Below are 15,944 nucleotides of genomic sequence, written 5' to 3'. Positions count from 1 at the left end.
ACTTCATGAATGTGTTTGACAAACCGATCGTCATGATCGACTTCGAGACGACCGGATTGTCGCCCGACATGGGCGACCGCATCACGGAAGTGGCGGCGCTGCGCATCGAGGGCGGGCGGATCACGGACCGCTACGTGACCCTGATCAACTGCAATGCGCGCATTCCCTCGTTCATCACGGGCTTGACGGGCATCACGCAGGCGATGGTCGACAAGGCGCCGCCCGTGGCCGAAGTGGTGCCGCAATTGCTGGATTTCATCGGCAGCGATGCCTTGTCGGCGCACAATGCCAGCTTCGATGAAAAATTCCTGCGCGCGGAAAGCGCCAGGCTGAACCTGACACCGGCGCACCAGTCGCTCGTGTGTTCCTTGAAACTGTCGCGCCGCGTGTTTCCCGGCATGGCCAGCTACAAGCTGGGCTTGTTGTCGAGCCAGCTGGGCATCGCCTTCAAGAGCGCCGCCCACAGGGCCGAGTCCGATGCGGAAGTGGCGGCGCAAGTGCTGATCCATATCGGCCGCCATTTGCGCAGCAGCTATGGCATCGCCGATGTCGACGCCGACTTGCTCGTGTCGCTGAACAAGCTGGCCGCCGCCAAGGTGCCGCAATTCCTGCAAAAGCATCCATCGCGCCGCTGAGCGCCGTTTCCCCTCTAAGCGGGCTCATCAAAACGATATAATTTTATTATTTCTATTGAGCCTGCTCAAGTCCTTCCCCCGCAGCGAATTTAAAATTTAAGCAACACACGATTTCGCCGCCCTGGGCCGCCGTTTTGCGCGTGCTGCCGGCAAGCGCGATGTGGATGGGGGCGCACATGGACAAGGACCATACTGCCAGAGATAGCCACCAGGCGTATATCTGGTTCCGCACGGCTGCCGAGCAGGGCAATGCCTACGCCCAGTTCAACCTGGGATTGATGTACAAGAAGGGCGAAGGCGTGGCGCAGGACGACGCGCGTGCCTTTGTCTGGCTACGCCTGGCAGCGCTGCAAGGGCTGGCGTTCGCGCAGAACCACCTGGGCGCCATGTATTACCACGGCCGCGGCGTGGCGCAGAGCGATGCCGACGCCGTGCTGTGGTTTCGCCGCGCCGCCGCCCAGGGCGATGCCTCGGCCCAGCAAAACCTGGGGCAGATGTACCGCAAGGGACGCGGTGTGCTGCAGAGCGACGAGCTGGCCCTGGCGTGGTTTTACCGCGCTTCCGAGCAGGGCGTGGCCAGCGCGCAATCTCTGCTGGGCGAAGCCTATGCCCAGGGTCTGGGCGCGAAAAAGAACGATGCGCTGGCCCTGGCGTGGTTCCGCAAGGCGGCCTTGCAAGGCGATGCGCAGGCACAGCTGAATCTGGGGCTCGTCTACAAACGGGGGCAGGGCGTGGTGCAGAGCGATGCGCAGGCGCTGGCCTGGTTCCGCCAGGCCGCGGCACAGGGGCTGGCCGTGGCGCAGCGGCAACTTGGCGTGGCGTATGCGGAAGGCCTGGGCGTGGCGCCCGACCAGCTGCGCGCCTATGCCTGGCTGCAGCGGGCGGCCGAGCAGGACGACGCCGACGCCCAGTTCAACCTGGGCCTGATGCTGGCGCGCGGCCAGGGCGTGGACAAGGACGAGGCGCGCGCCGTCGCCTGGTACCGGCGCGCTGCCCTGCAAGGCCATTGCATGGCGCAATACAATCTGGGCGGCATGTTTGCGGGCGGGCGCGGCGTCATCCGCGATTTGCGCCTGGCGCTCGACTGGTATGCCCGGGCGGCGGCCCAGGGCGCGTCGAATGCGCAGTTCAACCTGGGCGTGATGTATGCGAATGGCCAGGGCGTGGAGCGCGACGAGGTGTGCGCCGTGCGCTGGTACCGCACGGCGGCCGATCAAGGCGATGCCAGCGCGCAAAACAACCTGGGTGTCATGTATGCGAACGGCCATGGCGTACAGCAAGACGATGGCCAGGCCGTGCTATGGTATGCGCGCGCAGCGGGCCAGGGCCATGCGCTGGCGCAGTACAACCTGGGCGGCATGTACAACAGCGGACGCGGCGTGGAAAAGGATCCCGTCTGCGGCTACATGTGGCTGGCGCTGGCGGCCGAGGGTGGCGATGGCGGGGCGGCCAGGGCCAGGGAAGCGGCTGCCACCCGGCTGGAGCCGGCACAGCTGCAAGAGGCGCAGCAGCGCATGCGGCAATGGCACCAGGTGCGTTTTCCTCCGCTGCAGCCGCCTGACTGAAGCGCCGCCGCCGTGCGCGCATGGACGCGTGCCGCATGCGATAATTGCCGGCAGGCATGTCGCCATGGCGGCACGGTTTTTCGGCACGGTGAAAGGTGAAGCATGGTAAGGCAGGCAGGCGAGGATGCATCAGAGCAAAAAGTCATCGACGACATCGCCACGCATGGCTGGCATGGCGTGCATATCGGTGCCGATGAAGAAGGTCCCGGCTATGCCTTCACCATAGGCGCTTGCCACAGCTTCGGCCAGCCTGAATTCCTGATCATGGGCTTGCCCCATTCCATGGCCCACCGGATACTCGACCTGGCGCTGGACGCCGCGCGCAGCGGCGCCATCACGGATTTCACGACTACCACGGACGTCTTGCTGGAAGGCCATCAGTGCGCCTTCGTGCGCGTGCCCGTCGAGCAATACCGCGACTATGTCGGCTATGCGCGCTGGTATTACCAGGGCGATGATTTCACCTTGTACCAGATCGTCTGGCCGTCGCGCGATGGCCACTTCCCGTGGCAGGCGCAAGCGAGCGCGCAGTATGTGGAGAGCCAGCCCCTGCTGGGACCGGCGCCGCTGGCCACATGACGCCAAGCACGTGCGTCAAAATTGTGACCGGGACGGCTACCCTGTGCGTGTTCGACCCTGCGCTCTTGCGCCACAAGCTGGAAGATGACTGCGACTGGTGGAGCATCCCCAGCGCCGAACTGGCGGCCGTGAATGCGGGGCAAGTCGCGTTTTTCAACGTGGGCGGCGATGGCGCGTATGAAGTCACCTTGCACGAGGAACTTGCCGAACCGCAGGTGATCGTGCATCTTGCCGTCGTTTCGGGCCGCGTCTTCATCGGCGCGGGGGAAGATGTCACGGGCGGCGGCCTGGAACCGGACACGGCGTATGGAGGACTGTTCGTGGATCTGCCCGCAGGCAGCTACCGCGTGCAGGCGCGCCGCGATGGCGCGCACATCAGCCTGGCATTCGTGTCCGATACGCGCAGCGGCAATGCGTTTGTCGATCTCGTGCGTATTTGATCTTGCGTATTATTGCTCCAGGCTAGGCATCCATGCGCGCCACAGCCGCGCCTTGCCGCCGGTCCAGGAACAGGCTGTTGCCGTGGATTTTCTTTGCCTGCTTCTTCGCTTCGGCCGCCTGCGTGGCGATCTGATGGTGTGTGTAGTACTGGTGCGCCTCGACCTTGATGACGCCCAGCGACAGGCTGATCAACGAATAAAACACTTTCTTGCCTTGCCGGTCTTCGCTGATGTAGCCGCCCCGTTCGCAGTCGCCCGTGCTGTAGTAGGCGAGGATGGCGGCCGCGAAGTCGTCCAGCATGGCCTGGCAGCGCGTTTCCCAGTCTTCGCTCTGGAACAGAATCATGAAATCGTCACCGCCGATGTGGCCGATGAAGTCGCGGTTCGGGTCGCAATGGCTGCTGAGGATTTCTCCCGTCAGCTGGATCACGTCGTCGCCCTTGCGGTAGCCGTACACATCGTTGAAGGGCTTGAAGTGGTCGAGGTCGCAATAGCAGACCCAGAAGCGGCTGCCGCTGTGCAATAAACGGTCGATATGCTCGTTGATGGGTACGTTGCCGGGCAGTTGCGTCAGCGGGTTGGCGTAACGGGCCGCGTTGATCTGCATCTGCGTGATTTCGCGCATCAGGTCGTGGCCCGTGCCCATGCCCAGGTAACGGCCGTGCTCGGTGATGATGAAACCGTTGAACAGGTGGTGGGCATCGGACTGCACCATCGTGTAGCTGAGTTCCTGCAAGCTCGTCTCGTGGTCGGCAATCAGGGGCGTGGCATCCATGAACAGGCTGCATGATTTCTTGCCATAGAGTTCGCGCTGGTAGGGGCGGGCGAAGTGGTCGATCATTTCGAAGCGGCTGATCAGGCCCAGCGGCACGCCGTCGTCGACGACGGGGATGATCATCAGCTTCGGTTCCTTCAGGAAAATATCGTACACCTCGTTATTGTTGAGCTGTGGCGACACGGCCGCGACCCGGTGCAGCAGCTTGCGGATGCTGGCGCCATTCTTTTCCAGGCTGCTGCGCTGCGGATACACGGCCACGCCATTGCGCCCCAGCGCCTGCACCACTTCGGCCGGCAGGGCCCGTGCCGGCACCGCGTTGGGCCGGCCCAGGTGATAGCCTTGCCCAAACGCCACGCCGAGGTCGCGCAGGACCAGCAATTCCGTCTGCGCCTCGATGCCTTCGGCGATCACCAGGGTGCCCGATTTCTCCGCGATTTCCTGGATCGAACGCACGAACTGCAGTTTCACGGGGTCATTATTGATGCCCTGGATGAAATGCATGTCGATCTTCACGTATTCCGGACGCAGTTCCGACCACAGGCGCAGGCTGGAAAAGCCTTCGCCCAGGTCGTCGATGGCGATCTGGAAACCCATGTTACGGTAATGCAGCACGGCTTCACGCATCAGCTCGTAATCATAGGTGGGCTGGTTTTCCGTCAGCTCGATGATGACACGGTCCGGATTGATGCCGATGTGCTCGATATATTCGAGGGTTTCGCCATGGCGGGCATTGCGCAGCAGCAGGCATTCGGGGCTGACGTTGAGAAACAGCTTGCCCGGCAGTTGCAGTTCGGCAAAGCGTTCGAGCACCACTTGGCGGCACAGGTGTTCCACTTCCAGGGTCAGGTCATGCGCGCGCGCCACCTTGAACAGATTCATCGGCGCGTGCAGGGGGCTGTCGGACGGCCCTCGTATCAAGCCTTCGTAGCCGATGATGTCGCCGCTATGCATGTGGATGATGGGCTGGAACAGCGCGCTGAGCTTGCGGCCCGCCAGGATGTCGTGCAAGGCATCCGTCCCTTCGATGGTCATGCTTGCCGATGGTGGCTTCAGGTAAGCCACATTCGATGGCGTCGCGGGGGCCGGCGCGGCGGTGGCGGTAGGGAGGGCGAGAGTGTGCATAGGAGGCTGTGGCGGCACGGCCTCTGGACGGGCCATGAACATGTTGCCGATAGTAAAGAAGATTTATGACAACTTGATGAAATGACTTTGCTTTTGATAACGTTTCTCGCATGAACGTCAGTTTGCCGATTCCGCCGAAAGCGAGATTTATCATGGTGATTCCCGTAAATTGTCCAAACAAAAGACGGCAAATCCATCAGATAACTGTGCTTTAAAAGTGGCAATCCGCGCTATGATTTCTCTTGGCGAAAGTCAACATGGGCAGCCGCGGCGTGTGTGTGAGCGGCCTGCTTTCCTCGACATCCAACAATGAGACAACAACCCATGCAATTACGTAGTGCAACCCTCATATTCAGCTTGATGGCCGCTTTCGGTGGCAATGCCCTGGCGCAAAGCGCCGCGACGCCATCGTGCCCGGCCGGCGACGGCGCTGCCGTGACGTATCCGGTCAGCAAAAAAGTCGACCAGCAAGACAGCTATTTCGGCACCACCATCGCCGACCCGTACCGTTGGCTGGAAGACGCCAACAGCGCGGAAACGGGCGAGTGGGTCACGGCGCAAAACAAGCTGACGCAGTCTTACCTGGGCACCATCCCCGAGCGCGCCGCGATCAAGCAGCGCCTGACCAAGCTGTGGAATTATGAGCGTTTCTCTACGCCAACGAAGCAGGGCGGCCGCTATTTTTACAGCCGCAACGACGGCTTGCAGAACCAGGCCGTGCTGTACACGGTGAAAAAACTGACGGACGAACCGCGTCTGCTGCTGGACCCGAACACCCTGTCGACGGATGGCACGGTGGCGCTGGCCGGCACCTCGATCAGCCCGAACGGCAAGTACCTGGCGTACGCCACGTCCGCCTCCGGTTCCGACTGGAACGAGTGGAAAGTGCGCGACATCGAATCGGGCAAGGATTTGACGGACCACATCAAGTGGGCCAAGTTCTCGGGCGCCTCGTGGACCAAGGACAACAAAGGTTTCTTCTACAGCCGTTATGACGCGCCGAACGAAGCCACCAAGCTGGCCGATATCAATTACTTCCAGAAATTGTATTTCCACAAGATCGGCACGCCGCAAAGCGACGACGTGCTCGTCTTCGACCGTCCCGATCAGAAGGAATGGGCATTCGGCGGCAGCACCGTCAGCGACGACGGCAATTATCTGATCATCACGGCCACGCAAGGCACGGAACGCAAGAACCGCGTTTTTTATAAAGACTTGCGCCAGAAGAATGCCAAGGTAGTCGGTTTGCTGGAAGAGTTCGACGCTTCGTACTCGTTCATCGACAATGACGGTCCCGTGTTCTTCTTCAAGACGGACAACAAGGCGCCAAAATCGCGCGTGATCGCCATCGATACGCGCAAACCTGCCCCTGCCGACTGGAAGGAAATCGTGCCGCAAAGCGCGGAAACCCTCGTCGCCGTCAACCTGATCAACAACCAGCTGGTGCTCGACTACTTGAAAGATGCGCAAACGCAAATCAAGATCGTCGACCTGAACGGCAAGCTGGTGCGCGAAGTGGCCTTGCCGGGCATCGGTTCGGCCGGCGGTTTTGCGGGCAAGCGTGGCGACACGGAAACGTTCTATTCGTTTACCAGCTTCACGACGCCAGCGACCATTTACCGCTACGACATGAAGTCGGGCAAGAGCACGGTGTACCGCCAGCCGAAGGTCGATTTCGACCCGAACGCCTTTGAAACACGCCAGCAATTCTTTACCAGCCGCGACGGTACCAAGGTGCCGATGTTCATCGTCTCGAAAAAAGGCATGAAGCTCGACGGTTCCAATCCGACCTATCTGTACGGCTATGGCGGCTTCAATATTTCGCTCACGCCGAGCTTCTCCGTGGCGAATCTGGCCTGGGTGGAAATGGGCGGCGTCTACGTGATGGCCAACCTGCGCGGCGGCGGCGAGTACGGCGAAGCCTGGCACCAGGCTGGTACCAAGCTGAACAAGCAAAACGTGTTCGACGACTTTATCGGCGCGGCGCAGTGGCTGGTGGACAACAAGGTCACCTCGCCATCGAAGCTGGCGATCGGCGGCGGCAGCAATGGCGGCCTGCTGGTCGGCGCGGCCATGACGCAGCGTCCCGACCTGTTCGCCGCGGCGATCCCGCAAGTGGGCGTGCTCGACATGTTGCGCTTCCACAAGTTCACCGTGGGCTGGGGCTGGGTGCCTGACTACGGTTCGTCGGACGACGCCGAACAGTTCAAGGCGCTGGTGAAATACTCGCCACTGCACAACCTGAAGGCGGGCGGCTGCTATCCAGCCACCATGATCACGACGGCCGACCACGATGACCGCGTCGTGCCTGCCCACAGCTTCAAGTTCGCCGCCGCCGCCCAGGCAGCGCAAGGCGGCGCGGCACCCGTGCTGATCCGCATCGACAGCAAGGCGGGCCATGGCGCCGGCAAGCCGACGACCAAGCAGATCGAAGAAGTGGCGGATCGTTGGGGCTTCCTCAGCCGTTCGTTGAAGATGACGCCGGTGGTGGCGGAGCCGGCCAAGGTGGCTGCGCAGTAAAATACGGTAGGTCGGATTAGCGCGGCATCGACGCGCGTAATCCGACAACACCCGTCATGCCAGCAAGATGTCGGATTACGCGGGGCTTTTCGCCCCGCTAATCCGACCTACAGTCACGATCCTCGCCAGCACCCCCTCCCCAAACACCGTTTGAAACGGCAAATCCTTGCGCTGCGCATAGCCGATATAGCAATCGCACTTGAAGCGCGGGCAGCGGCGTTCCTGCAGCATGTCTGCCAAGTCATCAACGTACAGATTCCCCAAGCGCTCGGGCACGAAATGGCAGCGCGTGAGTTCGCCATCGCCATCGACGGACAGCGACGCTTCGCCCGCCAGGCACGGTTTGCCGCGCGAGGGTGACGGACGGCGGCTTTGCGAAAACCACGGATCGGCGGCGTCGAGCCAGGCCAGGTCCTGTTCTCTGTAGTAGCCGGGGCCACGGCGGTCGTAGGCGTTGAGCCACAGGTAGACGTGCGCGGGCAGGGCCGCGCGCAGGGCGCGGATGGCGTCCAGGTGTTCGTTCATGGCGACGACGCCGACGGAATAGCGCACGCCCATCGTGTCCAGGCGCGCGCAGCGTTCAAGGAAACGGGCCAGCGTTGTCTGGTCCGGGTGGTAGGTGCACCACAGGCCGATCTTTTCCAGCCCGTCCATCCCCTGCAGCCAGTTCAGGGGTCCGGACAGATTCGTCTGCAGCGCTACTTGCCGCACATGGGGCAAAGCTGCCAGGGTTTGCATGGCCGTGCGGTAGTGGCGCCGCACCAGTGCTTCGCCCCAGGGCGTGAACAGGACGCTGATGTCCCGTTTTTGCGCCGCCACCCAGCTGGTAAAACGCGTCACTTCACGCGCGTCGCGGGCCAGGGTGGCGCGGCTGTCGCGCTTCTTGGCGAACGGGCAGTAGCCGCAGGCGTAATTGCAGCTCGAAAGCGTGCCGCGATACAGCAGGGACAGCGTTGGCGCTTGCGCTGTCAGCACGCCTGGCCGCCTTCGGCCATCAGCGCGCGCACCGTCTCGGACGCCAGCCACGGGCCGATGGTGTCGGCGTAGCTGTAGCCGCGGTCATTCAGGCGCAGCAGCGGGCCGTTTTCTTCCACCAGTTCCAAGGCGTGCAGCTCGGCCAGCTGCGGCAGATCAAGCTCGCAGCGGCTGCCGAAGCGCGCCGTGTAGGCGTCGCGGTCCAGGCCCGGTTCCGTCAGCAGCGACTGGATCACGTAGCGGCGGCGCTGTTCTGCATCATCGAGCACGTAGCCGTGTTCCGCCTGCGCGAAGCGCGTTTCGTCCAGCGCCAGATACTGTTCGATGATGCCGATGGTCTCCGTTCTCGCCACCGCGTACTCGCTCGAATAATGGAGGTTCGCCGTGTAGGAGCGGGCGCCCGCGCCCAAGCCCACCATGCCATCGTTCTGGCAGCAGTACGACGGCCCGTTCTGCTCGGGCGCATGCGGTGCGCGGAACATGCGCATCGAGACCTGCTCATAGCCCTGGGCGCGCAAATGGTCGCGCGCGGCCGCGTACAGGGCCAGGCGGCTGTCGCCGTCGCGTGCCAGCATGATGGGATTGAGCGACGCGGCACCCTGGCGGCGCGCCACTTTTCCAAGGCCTGTTTGTTCGCGTACGTACAGCGGATACAGATAGATTTCCTCGGGCCGGAAGGCCAGTGCGCTGTCGATGGAAGCGAGCAGGCTGGCCACGGTTTGCCCGGCGATGCCATAGATCAGGTCCAGGTTCAGGGTGGGAATGCCGGCCGCGCGTATCAGGCCGATGGCATGATGGACGGTGGCGTTTTGCTGGGGGCGGGCCAGCGCGCGCATCTCGCCTGCGGCAAAGCTCTGGATGCCCAGGCTGACGCGGTCGATGCCATGCGCGCGGCAGACGGCAAGCCGCTCGGCCGTGATGGTTTCGGGCGACGCTTCGATGCCGGCCGGCGTGGCTTGCAGGTCGATGCCAAGGATGTCGCGCGCGCCGCACAGCAAGGTGTCGAGCTGCGCGGGTGACAGGTAAGTGGGCGTGCCGCCACCGAGCGCGAAGCGGGCAAAGCGGCGTTCACCGAGGGCGCCGTCCATCGCGCGCATCTGCACCAGCACTTGCTGCACGTAGCGCTCGACCATGTCCGCGCTGGGCCGCGCCATGGCGAACAGGTTGCAAAAGCCGCAGCGCATCTCGCAAAACGGGATGTGGATGTAGGCGAAGAGGGCGGAGCGGTCCTGCCGCGCCCACAGGGGCGCCAGCGGCGCGGCCTGCGGCAAGGCGCGGTAGGCCGCCTTGTGCGGATACGAATATGAATACGCCTGGTAGGGCGTGTGGCGCATGCGCTGCGCCAGGGTGCCCGGCTGTTCGGATGGGTTCACGGTGGGGACTCCTGGGAAATGGTATCTGGCGTGAGGAAGAAGTGCGCGTACGGCACCTGCCACACGCTGTCATGGGCGACCCTGTGGCCACGGTAGCCGTCTTCGCCATACGCGCTGCCGTGGTCCGAGCAGACGATGGCGAACGTGGGCGCGCGCGCGGCGCAGGCGGCAAACAGGGGCGCCAGTGCGCTGTCGACATAGCGCAGGGCCGCCGCATGGCTGTCCAGGTTATCGCTGTGGCAGCCGGGCAGGTAGGCGCGGTTCGGCGTGTGCAGGGCGGCCACGTTGATGAACAAGAAGGTGCGCTGGTCGTTTTGCGCCAGCAGCCGGGTCGCCAGCGCCACCTGCTTTTGCGTCGAATGGCGGCTGGCCACGCCCATGCCCGCGCTCCAGTGGCTTTCCTGGAACAGCGACGGCAGCACCGTGCCCAGCGCCGTCTGTTTATTGAAGAAACCTACGCCGCCGATGCAGATGGTGCGGTAGCCGCGCGCGGCCAGCGCGGCGGGCAGGTCCGCTTCCTCGAATGTAAACGTGTGCGGCGAGGTGGTTTCGCTGCCAGCAAAAGCGGAGGCGAACAGGCGCGGATGGCGGCCCGGCGCGGCTGGCGTGGGCAAGAAACCCGCAAAGAAGGCCTGGTGCGCCGCGTAGGTAAACGTGGCGGGCGAGTGGCGCTTGTCCCAGCCGCCCGGCGGCAGAAAACGTCCCAGCACGGGCAGTTCGCCCGCCTCATACAGGGCTTGCGCCACGTCATAGCGCAGGGTGTCGAGCGTGATGAAGACGATGTCGTGGCTGCCGACGACGCGGTGCATGTCGGGGATCGGTGCTGTGTCTTTAAACATGGGCCAGTTGCGCTGCGTAAGTGTCCGCGCCTTGCCACAGCAGGCCTGGCAGCAGGTCGCCGAAGGCGTTCGCCTCGAGCACATGGGCCTGGCCGTGGCGTACGACGAGGTCGTAGCCCGTCACGTGGCTGTGGGGGAAGGCGCGCGCGGCCTGGGCGCTGGCAACTTCCAGCGCCGCCATGTCGGCTGCGCTCAAGAGGCCGGCCGCGTCGCCACGCCGGTTGTCGAGGTGCAGATTCGTCATCATCTGGTCGCCGATGCGCGCCACCCGGTGCGCGGGCCGGCCGGCCACGGTCACGACCCGCAAGTCGTAATGGCTGTCGCCGCAGCGCGGCTTGTTCAGCCATGCTTCCGCATACAGTTCCTGGGCTGCCAGCGCGTCGACGAGGGCGGCGATGTCGTGTTCGGACTCGTAGCGCGCCATGCGTTTGCTGTTGATCAGGCGCGTTGCGCCCTCGGTGCGGTGCAAGGCGGCCGAGGTGGTGGCTTGCTGCCGCCCGGCTTTGTTCCTGCGGTAGGCGACGACGCCCGACGCGGACGAGCCGTAGCGCGGTTTCAGATAGACGCGGTCAAACTGGTGTTCGTGCAGCAGCGACTGCAGATGCTCATAGCCGTGCACGGGGCCGAGCAGGGAGGGAATGGCGACGCTGTGCGCGGCCAGGTGGCGCTGGCACGCCAGCTTGTCCGTCATGAGACAGATTTCGGCTGGCGCATTGAAGACGCGTATTTGCGGCAGGTCTGCCAGCTGCGCCGCCAGGGACGCCATGGCATTGGAAAAACCGGCAAACCACGCATCCATGGCCAGCAGCTCGCCATGCGCGGGCGCCGAGAGCAGCGGACGGTCCAGCAGGCGGCAGCCCGCATGCAGCAACAGCAGGTGGGCGGCGGGATCGTCGCCGGGCGGTTCGATCTTGAGCGGGCCGGTCTGGCGCAATGAATCCTCGAGCAAGGCAGGCTGACGTAGCCAGTCGCGCCATTCCAGCACCTGCGCGGGCGGCAGGCGCAGCTGCGCGCGCGCCGCCTGCAGCAGGCGCACGCGCTTGCTGCCCTGTGTTGCCAGCAAAAGCATCAGGTTTTATTCGCCGACGGCGACATAGCGATAGACTTCGTCGTCGTCCTCGTCGTCTTCCTGCGGATCATCGAGCCTGACGGGGAAGGGCAGGGCGTTGAGTTTTCCCTGGTTCGCTTCGGAGATATAGTGATGCGACAGGTCCATGCGCTTCAGATTGCCCAGTTGCGTGCCTTGCAGCAGTGCTTCGGCGCCCACGTCGCCCAGGGTGCCCAGCGACAGGTCCAGGGTCTCGACGGTGGCCAGCAGCGGCTCGTTGGCCAGCCAGACGGCCAGCTCGTCGGCGATCTGCGCATCACGCAGGCCCAGGTAGCGCAGGGTTGGCGTGGCCAGTTGTGCCAGCACTTTCTGGTACAGCGCCACGTCGCCGGAAAAACCATAGTCGTCGCTACCGAGCCACAGTTCCAAGTATTCCAGCTTGGGCATGCTCGACTGGGTCAGCGCCTGCGCGATCTTCTGATCGAGGCCACCGGACTCGATGGTGAACTTGCGCAGGTTCTGGTGCGCGAACGGTTCGACGGTCAACTCATTGCCGCCGCGGATACGCAGCTCTTCCAGCTGCGGGAAAGCGTCCAGCAGCGGCTTGTAGCTGCCTTGCACGATCCACGAGATTTCGCATTCCTCGTACGTCATGTCGCCGATGAACAGCGCGCGCAAGTTCGGCAGCTGCGGCGCGTGGCTGATCAGCGCCGCGATCACCTCGTCGGCGCCCGCTTCGTACGGATCGCCCCACATGCCGATGATCAGCGCCTCAAGCGCATTCTTGTCGGTTTTTTCCAGGAAGCCGGCGATCAGGTCCGGCATCTTGCGCTTGTCGTCATACTCGAGCGAGAGGCGGTAGACGATATCCTGCCCGGATTGCAGCGCAATATCAGGATCGTACTCGACGACCTTTTTTTGGTGGAAGAGGGTGGTGCTTTCGGAAATCGTCATTGCTAAGGCTCCATGAAAGACAGTGAAAATCTTGTCTAATCCAAAATCTTAGCATGGGCGAAAGAGCCTATTGCACACCGCTGAAAAGCAACTATCTATGGATGACCACCAATAAGGCCTTGCCTTCCGTCTTGCCCAAGTTGCGGATGGTATGCGGCTGGTCCGCCGGGTAGCGCGCCGTGCCGCCATTCTTGACCTTTTTCTTCGCCGCGCCCACTTCCAGCTCCAGGTTGCCGTGGATCACCGTCAAATGCTCGGTGGTGCCCGGGTCGTGCGGCTGCGACGCCAGTTCGCCGCCCGGCGCCAAAGTCACTTCATACCATTCATATTTGCCGGCCAGCTCCATCGGCCCCAGGATGCGCAGCACGTAGCCCGCATGGTCGCCGGGCAGGGTGGGAGTTTCGTGGGCGTCCGTGATGCGGATGGTTTCCACGGCTTTTTCCGCGCTGGACAGCAATTCGCCGATCTGCACGCCCAGGGCGTTGGCCAGGCGCCACGTGATGGCGATGGTGGGATTGGCTTTTTCGCGCTCGATTTGCGACAGCATGGACTTCGAAACGCCGGCGATGCGCGACAAATCCTCGAGTGTCAGGCCGCGCGCCAGGCGCAGCCGTTGCAGGGTGGCGCCCACTTCGGGCGGAGAATTGGTCGAAACGCTGGTTTTCATCGGCAGGTGGCTTGCAAAGTTCAAAAGGCTTGGGTAATATCCACTATATTGAATTTCAGTTCGAAATAGTGGATTTTGAGGAAAAACACGGAAACGTGTAGACTTCAAACAGCGCTTCACGGTACAGCATTGTGCGCGCACCGGTCAAGCGGCCGCTTTTCCCTATGGCGGCTGAGGTCACACGGATACCACAAACGCAGGGACACACAAGGATCATCATGAGCGAGCAAGCGAAGAACACCTTTTTCAGCGGTCTGCAACAGAACCTCGATCAACTGCGCCAGCAGGGCTTGTACAAGCCCGAGCGCGTGATCGCCTCGCGCCAGGGCGCCGAAGTGGTGTGCGACGATGGCCGTACCCTGATCAATATGTGTGCAAACAACTACCTGGGCCTGTCCGGCGACCTGCAGACGCAGGAAGCGTCCATTGCCGCCACGCAAAAATACGGCTACGGCCTGTCGTCCGTGCGCTTCATCTGCGGCACGCAAACCGTGCATAAAGAACTGGAACAGGCGATCTCTGCTTTTCTGGGTACCGAAGACACGATCTTGTACGCGGCGGCATTCGACGCCAACGGCGGCGTGTTCGAGCCGCTGTTCGATGAAAACGACGCCATCATCTCGGACGCGCTGAACCACGCTTCCATCATCGACGGCATCCGCCTGTGCAAGGCTGGCCGCTACCGCTACGCCCACAACGACATGGCCGACCTGGAAGTGCAGCTGAAAGCGGCCATTGCGGCCGGCAAGCGCCATAAAGTCATCGTCACTGACGGCGTGTTCTCGATGGACGGCACGATTGCGCAACTGGACAAGATCTGCGACCTGGCCGACCAATACGGCGCGCTGGTGATGATCGACGAATGCCACGCTTCCGGTTTCATGGGCGCGACGGGCCGCGGCACGCACGAACACCACAATGTGATGGGCCGCATCGACATCATCACGGGCACCCTGGGCAAGGCCCTGGGCGGCGCCATGGGCGGCTTTACGTCGGCGCGCAAGGAAGTCATCGACACCCTGCGCCAGAAATCGCGTCCCTATTTGTTCTCGAACACGCTGGCGCCATCGATTGCCGGCGCCTCGCTGTCGGTGTTGGAACGCCTGGCCAAGTCGACGGAACTGCGCGACCGCCTGCATGACAACACGGCGTTCTTCCGCAGCGAGATCGAGCGCATCGGCTTCACCATCAAGCCGGGCACGCACCCGGTCGTGCCGGTGATGCTGTTCGACGCGCCCGTGGCGCAGAAATTCGCCGCCCGCCTGTATGAACTGGGCGTGCTGGTGACGGGCTTCTTCTACCCGGTCGTGCCGATGGGCCAGGCCCGCGTCCGCGTGCAGCTGTCGGCTGCCCATACGCGCGAACAGCTGGTGCAAGTGCTGGCCGCTTTCGAACAGGCTGGCAAGGAACTCGGTTTGCTGACCACTACCACTACCAATTAACAAGATTTCAGGAAAATAGCATGGAACGCATCTTAGTCATAGGCGCAAACGGCCAAATCGGTAGTGAACTGGTGGGCGCGCTGGCGCAGCAGCACGGCGCGGACAACGTCATCGCCAGCGACATCGGCACGAACAATCTGTACCAGGCCAAGCGCTACGCCCAGCTCAATGTGCTGGACAAGGACGGCCTGGCGGCCATCATCGCCGATGAAGGCATCACCCAGGTGTACCAGCTGGCGGCCATGTTGTCGGCCACGGGCGAAGCGGCACCGCTGAAGGCGTGGAGCCTTAACATGGATGGCTTGCTCAACATCCTGGAACTGGCGCGCGAGCGCGGCGAGGCGGGCAAACCGTTGCGCATCTTCTGGCCATCGTCGATCGCCGCCTTCGGCCCGAACACGCCGCAAGTGAACACGCCGCAAATGACCGTGATGGACCCGACCTCGATGTACGGCATCAGCAAGCTGGCCGGCGAGCGCCTGTGCGAATACTACTTCAACAAGTATGGCGTGGACGTGCGCAGCATCCGCTACCCGGGCATCATCAGCTACAAATCGCCTCCGGGCGGCGGCACCACCGATTACGCCATCGCCATCTTCCACGCGGCCTTGCGCGGCGAGCGCTATGACTGCTTCCTCGATGCGAATACCACCTTGCCGATGATTTACATGCCCGACGCGATCCGCGCCACCATCGAACTGATGGACGCGCCAGCGGCACAGATCAAGATCCGTTCTTCGTACAACGTGGCCGGCGTGTCGTTCAACCCCGAGCAGCTGGCCAAGGCCATCGTGTGCATGGTGCCGGACTTCAAGATCAGCTACAAGCCGGACAGCCGCCAGGCCATCGCCGACAGCTGGCCGCAAAGCCTGGATGACAGCAAGGCCAGCACCGACTGGGGCTGGAAGGCGCAGATCGGCGTCGAGCAGATGGTCACGGACATGCTGGCCAATGTCGATGTGGGCCATGCCGCCAAGGCGGCCTGAGTTCAGCAGCAATACTAAAAA

General features: G+C 63.0%; 14 protein-coding genes. 7 read left to right on the top strand and 7 right to left on the bottom strand.

Annotated features, from left to right (window positions below; all coding sequences use genetic code 11):
* Positions 1 to 5 precede the first annotated feature (5 nt).
* The 4 genes from JAB6_RS06615 (at position 6) to JAB6_RS06600 (ending at position 3,219) form a co-directional block, all read left to right on the top strand.
* Complete coding sequence (locus JAB6_RS06615) at positions 6 to 635, top strand: PolC-type DNA polymerase III (RefSeq protein ID WP_170846245.1); 630 nt, start codon at positions 6 to 8, stop codon at positions 633 to 635.
* A gap of 176 nt (positions 636 to 811) precedes the next feature.
* A complete protein-coding gene (locus JAB6_RS29855; protein ID WP_070301970.1) occupies positions 812 to 2,200 on the top strand; it encodes a tetratricopeptide repeat protein in 1,389 nt (462 codons plus the stop codon).
* 102 nt (positions 2,201 to 2,302) lie between these two features.
* Positions 2,303 to 2,779: a DUF4262 domain-containing protein gene (locus tag JAB6_RS06605; RefSeq protein ID WP_034751089.1), complete on the top strand. Its 477-nt coding sequence runs from the start codon at positions 2,303 to 2,305 to the stop codon at positions 2,777 to 2,779.
* Positions 2,776 to 3,219 carry a DUF6386 family protein gene (locus JAB6_RS06600; RefSeq protein ID WP_070301893.1) on the top strand — a complete coding sequence of 148 codons (444 nt, stop codon included), beginning with the start codon at positions 2,776 to 2,778 and terminating at the stop codon, positions 3,217 to 3,219. The genes JAB6_RS06605 and JAB6_RS06600 overlap by 4 nt, the downstream gene beginning before the upstream one ends.
* A 22-nt stretch (positions 3,220 to 3,241) precedes the next feature.
* On the opposite strand, the gene JAB6_RS06595 is transcribed toward JAB6_RS06600, so the two are convergent.
* Entirely contained in the window at positions 3,242 to 5,029 is a 1,788-nt protein-coding gene (locus JAB6_RS06595; RefSeq protein WP_070301891.1) for a GGDEF domain-containing protein, read from the bottom strand.
* Positions 5,030 to 5,443: 414 nt separating this feature from the next.
* Here JAB6_RS06595 and JAB6_RS06590 point away from each other — a divergent pair, with 414 nt between their 5' ends.
* Positions 5,444 to 7,639 (top strand): prolyl oligopeptidase family protein, encoded by a 2,196-nt coding sequence (locus JAB6_RS06590; protein ID WP_139143304.1) that lies wholly within the window; start codon positions 5,444 to 5,446, stop codon positions 7,637 to 7,639.
* Positions 7,640 to 7,714: 75 nt separating this feature from the next.
* Here the strand turns inward: JAB6_RS06590 and JAB6_RS06585 are convergent, their stop codons facing one another.
* The 6 genes from JAB6_RS06585 to JAB6_RS06560 form a co-directional block, all read right to left on the bottom strand.
* Positions 7,715 to 8,614: an STM4011 family radical SAM protein gene (locus JAB6_RS06585; protein ID WP_083292577.1), complete on the bottom strand. Its 900-nt coding sequence runs from the start codon at positions 8,612 to 8,614 to the stop codon at positions 7,715 to 7,717.
* The gene (locus tag JAB6_RS06580) at positions 8,608 to 9,987 is read right to left on the bottom strand and encodes an STM4012 family radical SAM protein (protein ID WP_217494606.1); all 1,380 of its coding nucleotides are present in this window, start codon (positions 9,985 to 9,987) and stop codon (positions 8,608 to 8,610) included. Before JAB6_RS06580 ends, JAB6_RS06585 begins: the two co-directional genes overlap by 7 nt.
* Positions 9,984 to 10,826, bottom strand: coding sequence for an STM4013/SEN3800 family hydrolase (locus JAB6_RS06575; RefSeq protein WP_070301889.1), 843 nt, complete (start codon positions 10,824 to 10,826; stop codon positions 9,984 to 9,986). Before JAB6_RS06575 ends, JAB6_RS06580 begins: the two co-directional genes overlap by 4 nt.
* Positions 10,819 to 11,895: an STM4014 family protein gene (locus tag JAB6_RS06570; RefSeq protein WP_070301887.1), complete on the bottom strand. Its 1,077-nt coding sequence runs from the start codon at positions 11,893 to 11,895 to the stop codon at positions 10,819 to 10,821. Before JAB6_RS06570 ends, JAB6_RS06575 begins: the two co-directional genes overlap by 8 nt.
* A gap of 6 nt (positions 11,896 to 11,901) precedes the next feature.
* Positions 11,902 to 12,828 (bottom strand): STM4015 family protein, encoded by a 927-nt coding sequence (locus tag JAB6_RS06565; RefSeq protein ID WP_070301886.1) that lies wholly within the window; start codon positions 12,826 to 12,828, stop codon positions 11,902 to 11,904.
* Positions 12,829 to 12,919: 91 nt separating this feature from the next.
* Complete coding sequence (locus JAB6_RS06560) at positions 12,920 to 13,495, bottom strand: helix-turn-helix domain-containing protein (protein WP_070218654.1); 576 nt, start codon at positions 13,493 to 13,495, stop codon at positions 12,920 to 12,922.
* A gap of 218 nt (positions 13,496 to 13,713) precedes the next feature.
* Between JAB6_RS06560 and kbl the strand changes: the two genes are divergently transcribed.
* Complete coding sequence (kbl, locus tag JAB6_RS06555; RefSeq protein WP_046685113.1) at positions 13,714 to 14,937, top strand: glycine C-acetyltransferase; 1,224 nt, start codon at positions 13,714 to 13,716, stop codon at positions 14,935 to 14,937.
* A gap of 20 nt (positions 14,938 to 14,957) precedes the next feature.
* Positions 14,958 to 15,923: an NAD-dependent epimerase/dehydratase family protein gene (locus tag JAB6_RS06550; RefSeq protein ID WP_070301884.1), complete on the top strand. Its 966-nt coding sequence runs from the start codon at positions 14,958 to 14,960 to the stop codon at positions 15,921 to 15,923.
* Positions 15,924 to 15,944: the final 21 nt, after the last annotated feature.

Source organism: Janthinobacterium sp. HH104 (assembly GCF_001758715.1).
GTDB lineage: Bacteria > Pseudomonadota > Gammaproteobacteria > Burkholderiales > Burkholderiaceae_D > Janthinobacterium > Janthinobacterium aestuarii.
This window is presented reverse-complemented; position numbering and strand designations above follow the sequence as displayed.

What these genes read in the sequence shown, in the direction of transcription:
- JAB6_RS06615 (WP_170846245.1), top strand. Translation starts at nt 6, where the DNA reads ATGAATGTGTTTGACAAACCGATCGTCATGATCGACTTCGAGACGACC.
- JAB6_RS29855 (WP_070301970.1), top strand. Translation starts at nt 812, where the DNA reads ATGGACAAGGACCATACTGCCAGAGATAGCCACCAGGCGTATATCTGG.
- JAB6_RS06605 (WP_034751089.1), top strand. Translation starts at nt 2,303, where the DNA reads ATGGTAAGGCAGGCAGGCGAGGATGCATCAGAGCAAAAAGTCATCGAC.
- JAB6_RS06600 (WP_070301893.1), top strand. Translation starts at nt 2,776, where the DNA reads ATGACGCCAAGCACGTGCGTCAAAATTGTGACCGGGACGGCTACCCTG.
- JAB6_RS06595 (WP_070301891.1), bottom strand. Translation starts at nt 5,029, where the DNA reads ATGACCATCGAAGGGACGGATGCCTTGCACGACATCCTGGCGGGCCGC.
- JAB6_RS06590 (WP_139143304.1), top strand. Translation starts at nt 5,444, where the DNA reads ATGCAATTACGTAGTGCAACCCTCATATTCAGCTTGATGGCCGCTTTC.
- JAB6_RS06575 (WP_070301889.1), bottom strand. Translation starts at nt 10,826, where the DNA reads ATGTTTAAAGACACAGCACCGATCCCCGACATGCACCGCGTCGTCGGC.
- JAB6_RS06570 (WP_070301887.1), bottom strand. Translation starts at nt 11,895, where the DNA reads ATGCTTTTGCTGGCAACACAGGGCAGCAAGCGCGTGCGCCTGCTGCAG.
- JAB6_RS06565 (WP_070301886.1), bottom strand. Translation starts at nt 12,828, where the DNA reads ATGACGATTTCCGAAAGCACCACCCTCTTCCACCAAAAAAAGGTCGTC.
- JAB6_RS06560 (WP_070218654.1), bottom strand. Translation starts at nt 13,495, where the DNA reads ATGAAAACCAGCGTTTCGACCAATTCTCCGCCCGAAGTGGGCGCCACC.
- kbl (WP_046685113.1), top strand. Translation starts at nt 13,714, where the DNA reads ATGAGCGAGCAAGCGAAGAACACCTTTTTCAGCGGTCTGCAACAGAAC.
- JAB6_RS06550 (WP_070301884.1), top strand. Translation starts at nt 14,958, where the DNA reads ATGGAACGCATCTTAGTCATAGGCGCAAACGGCCAAATCGGTAGTGAA.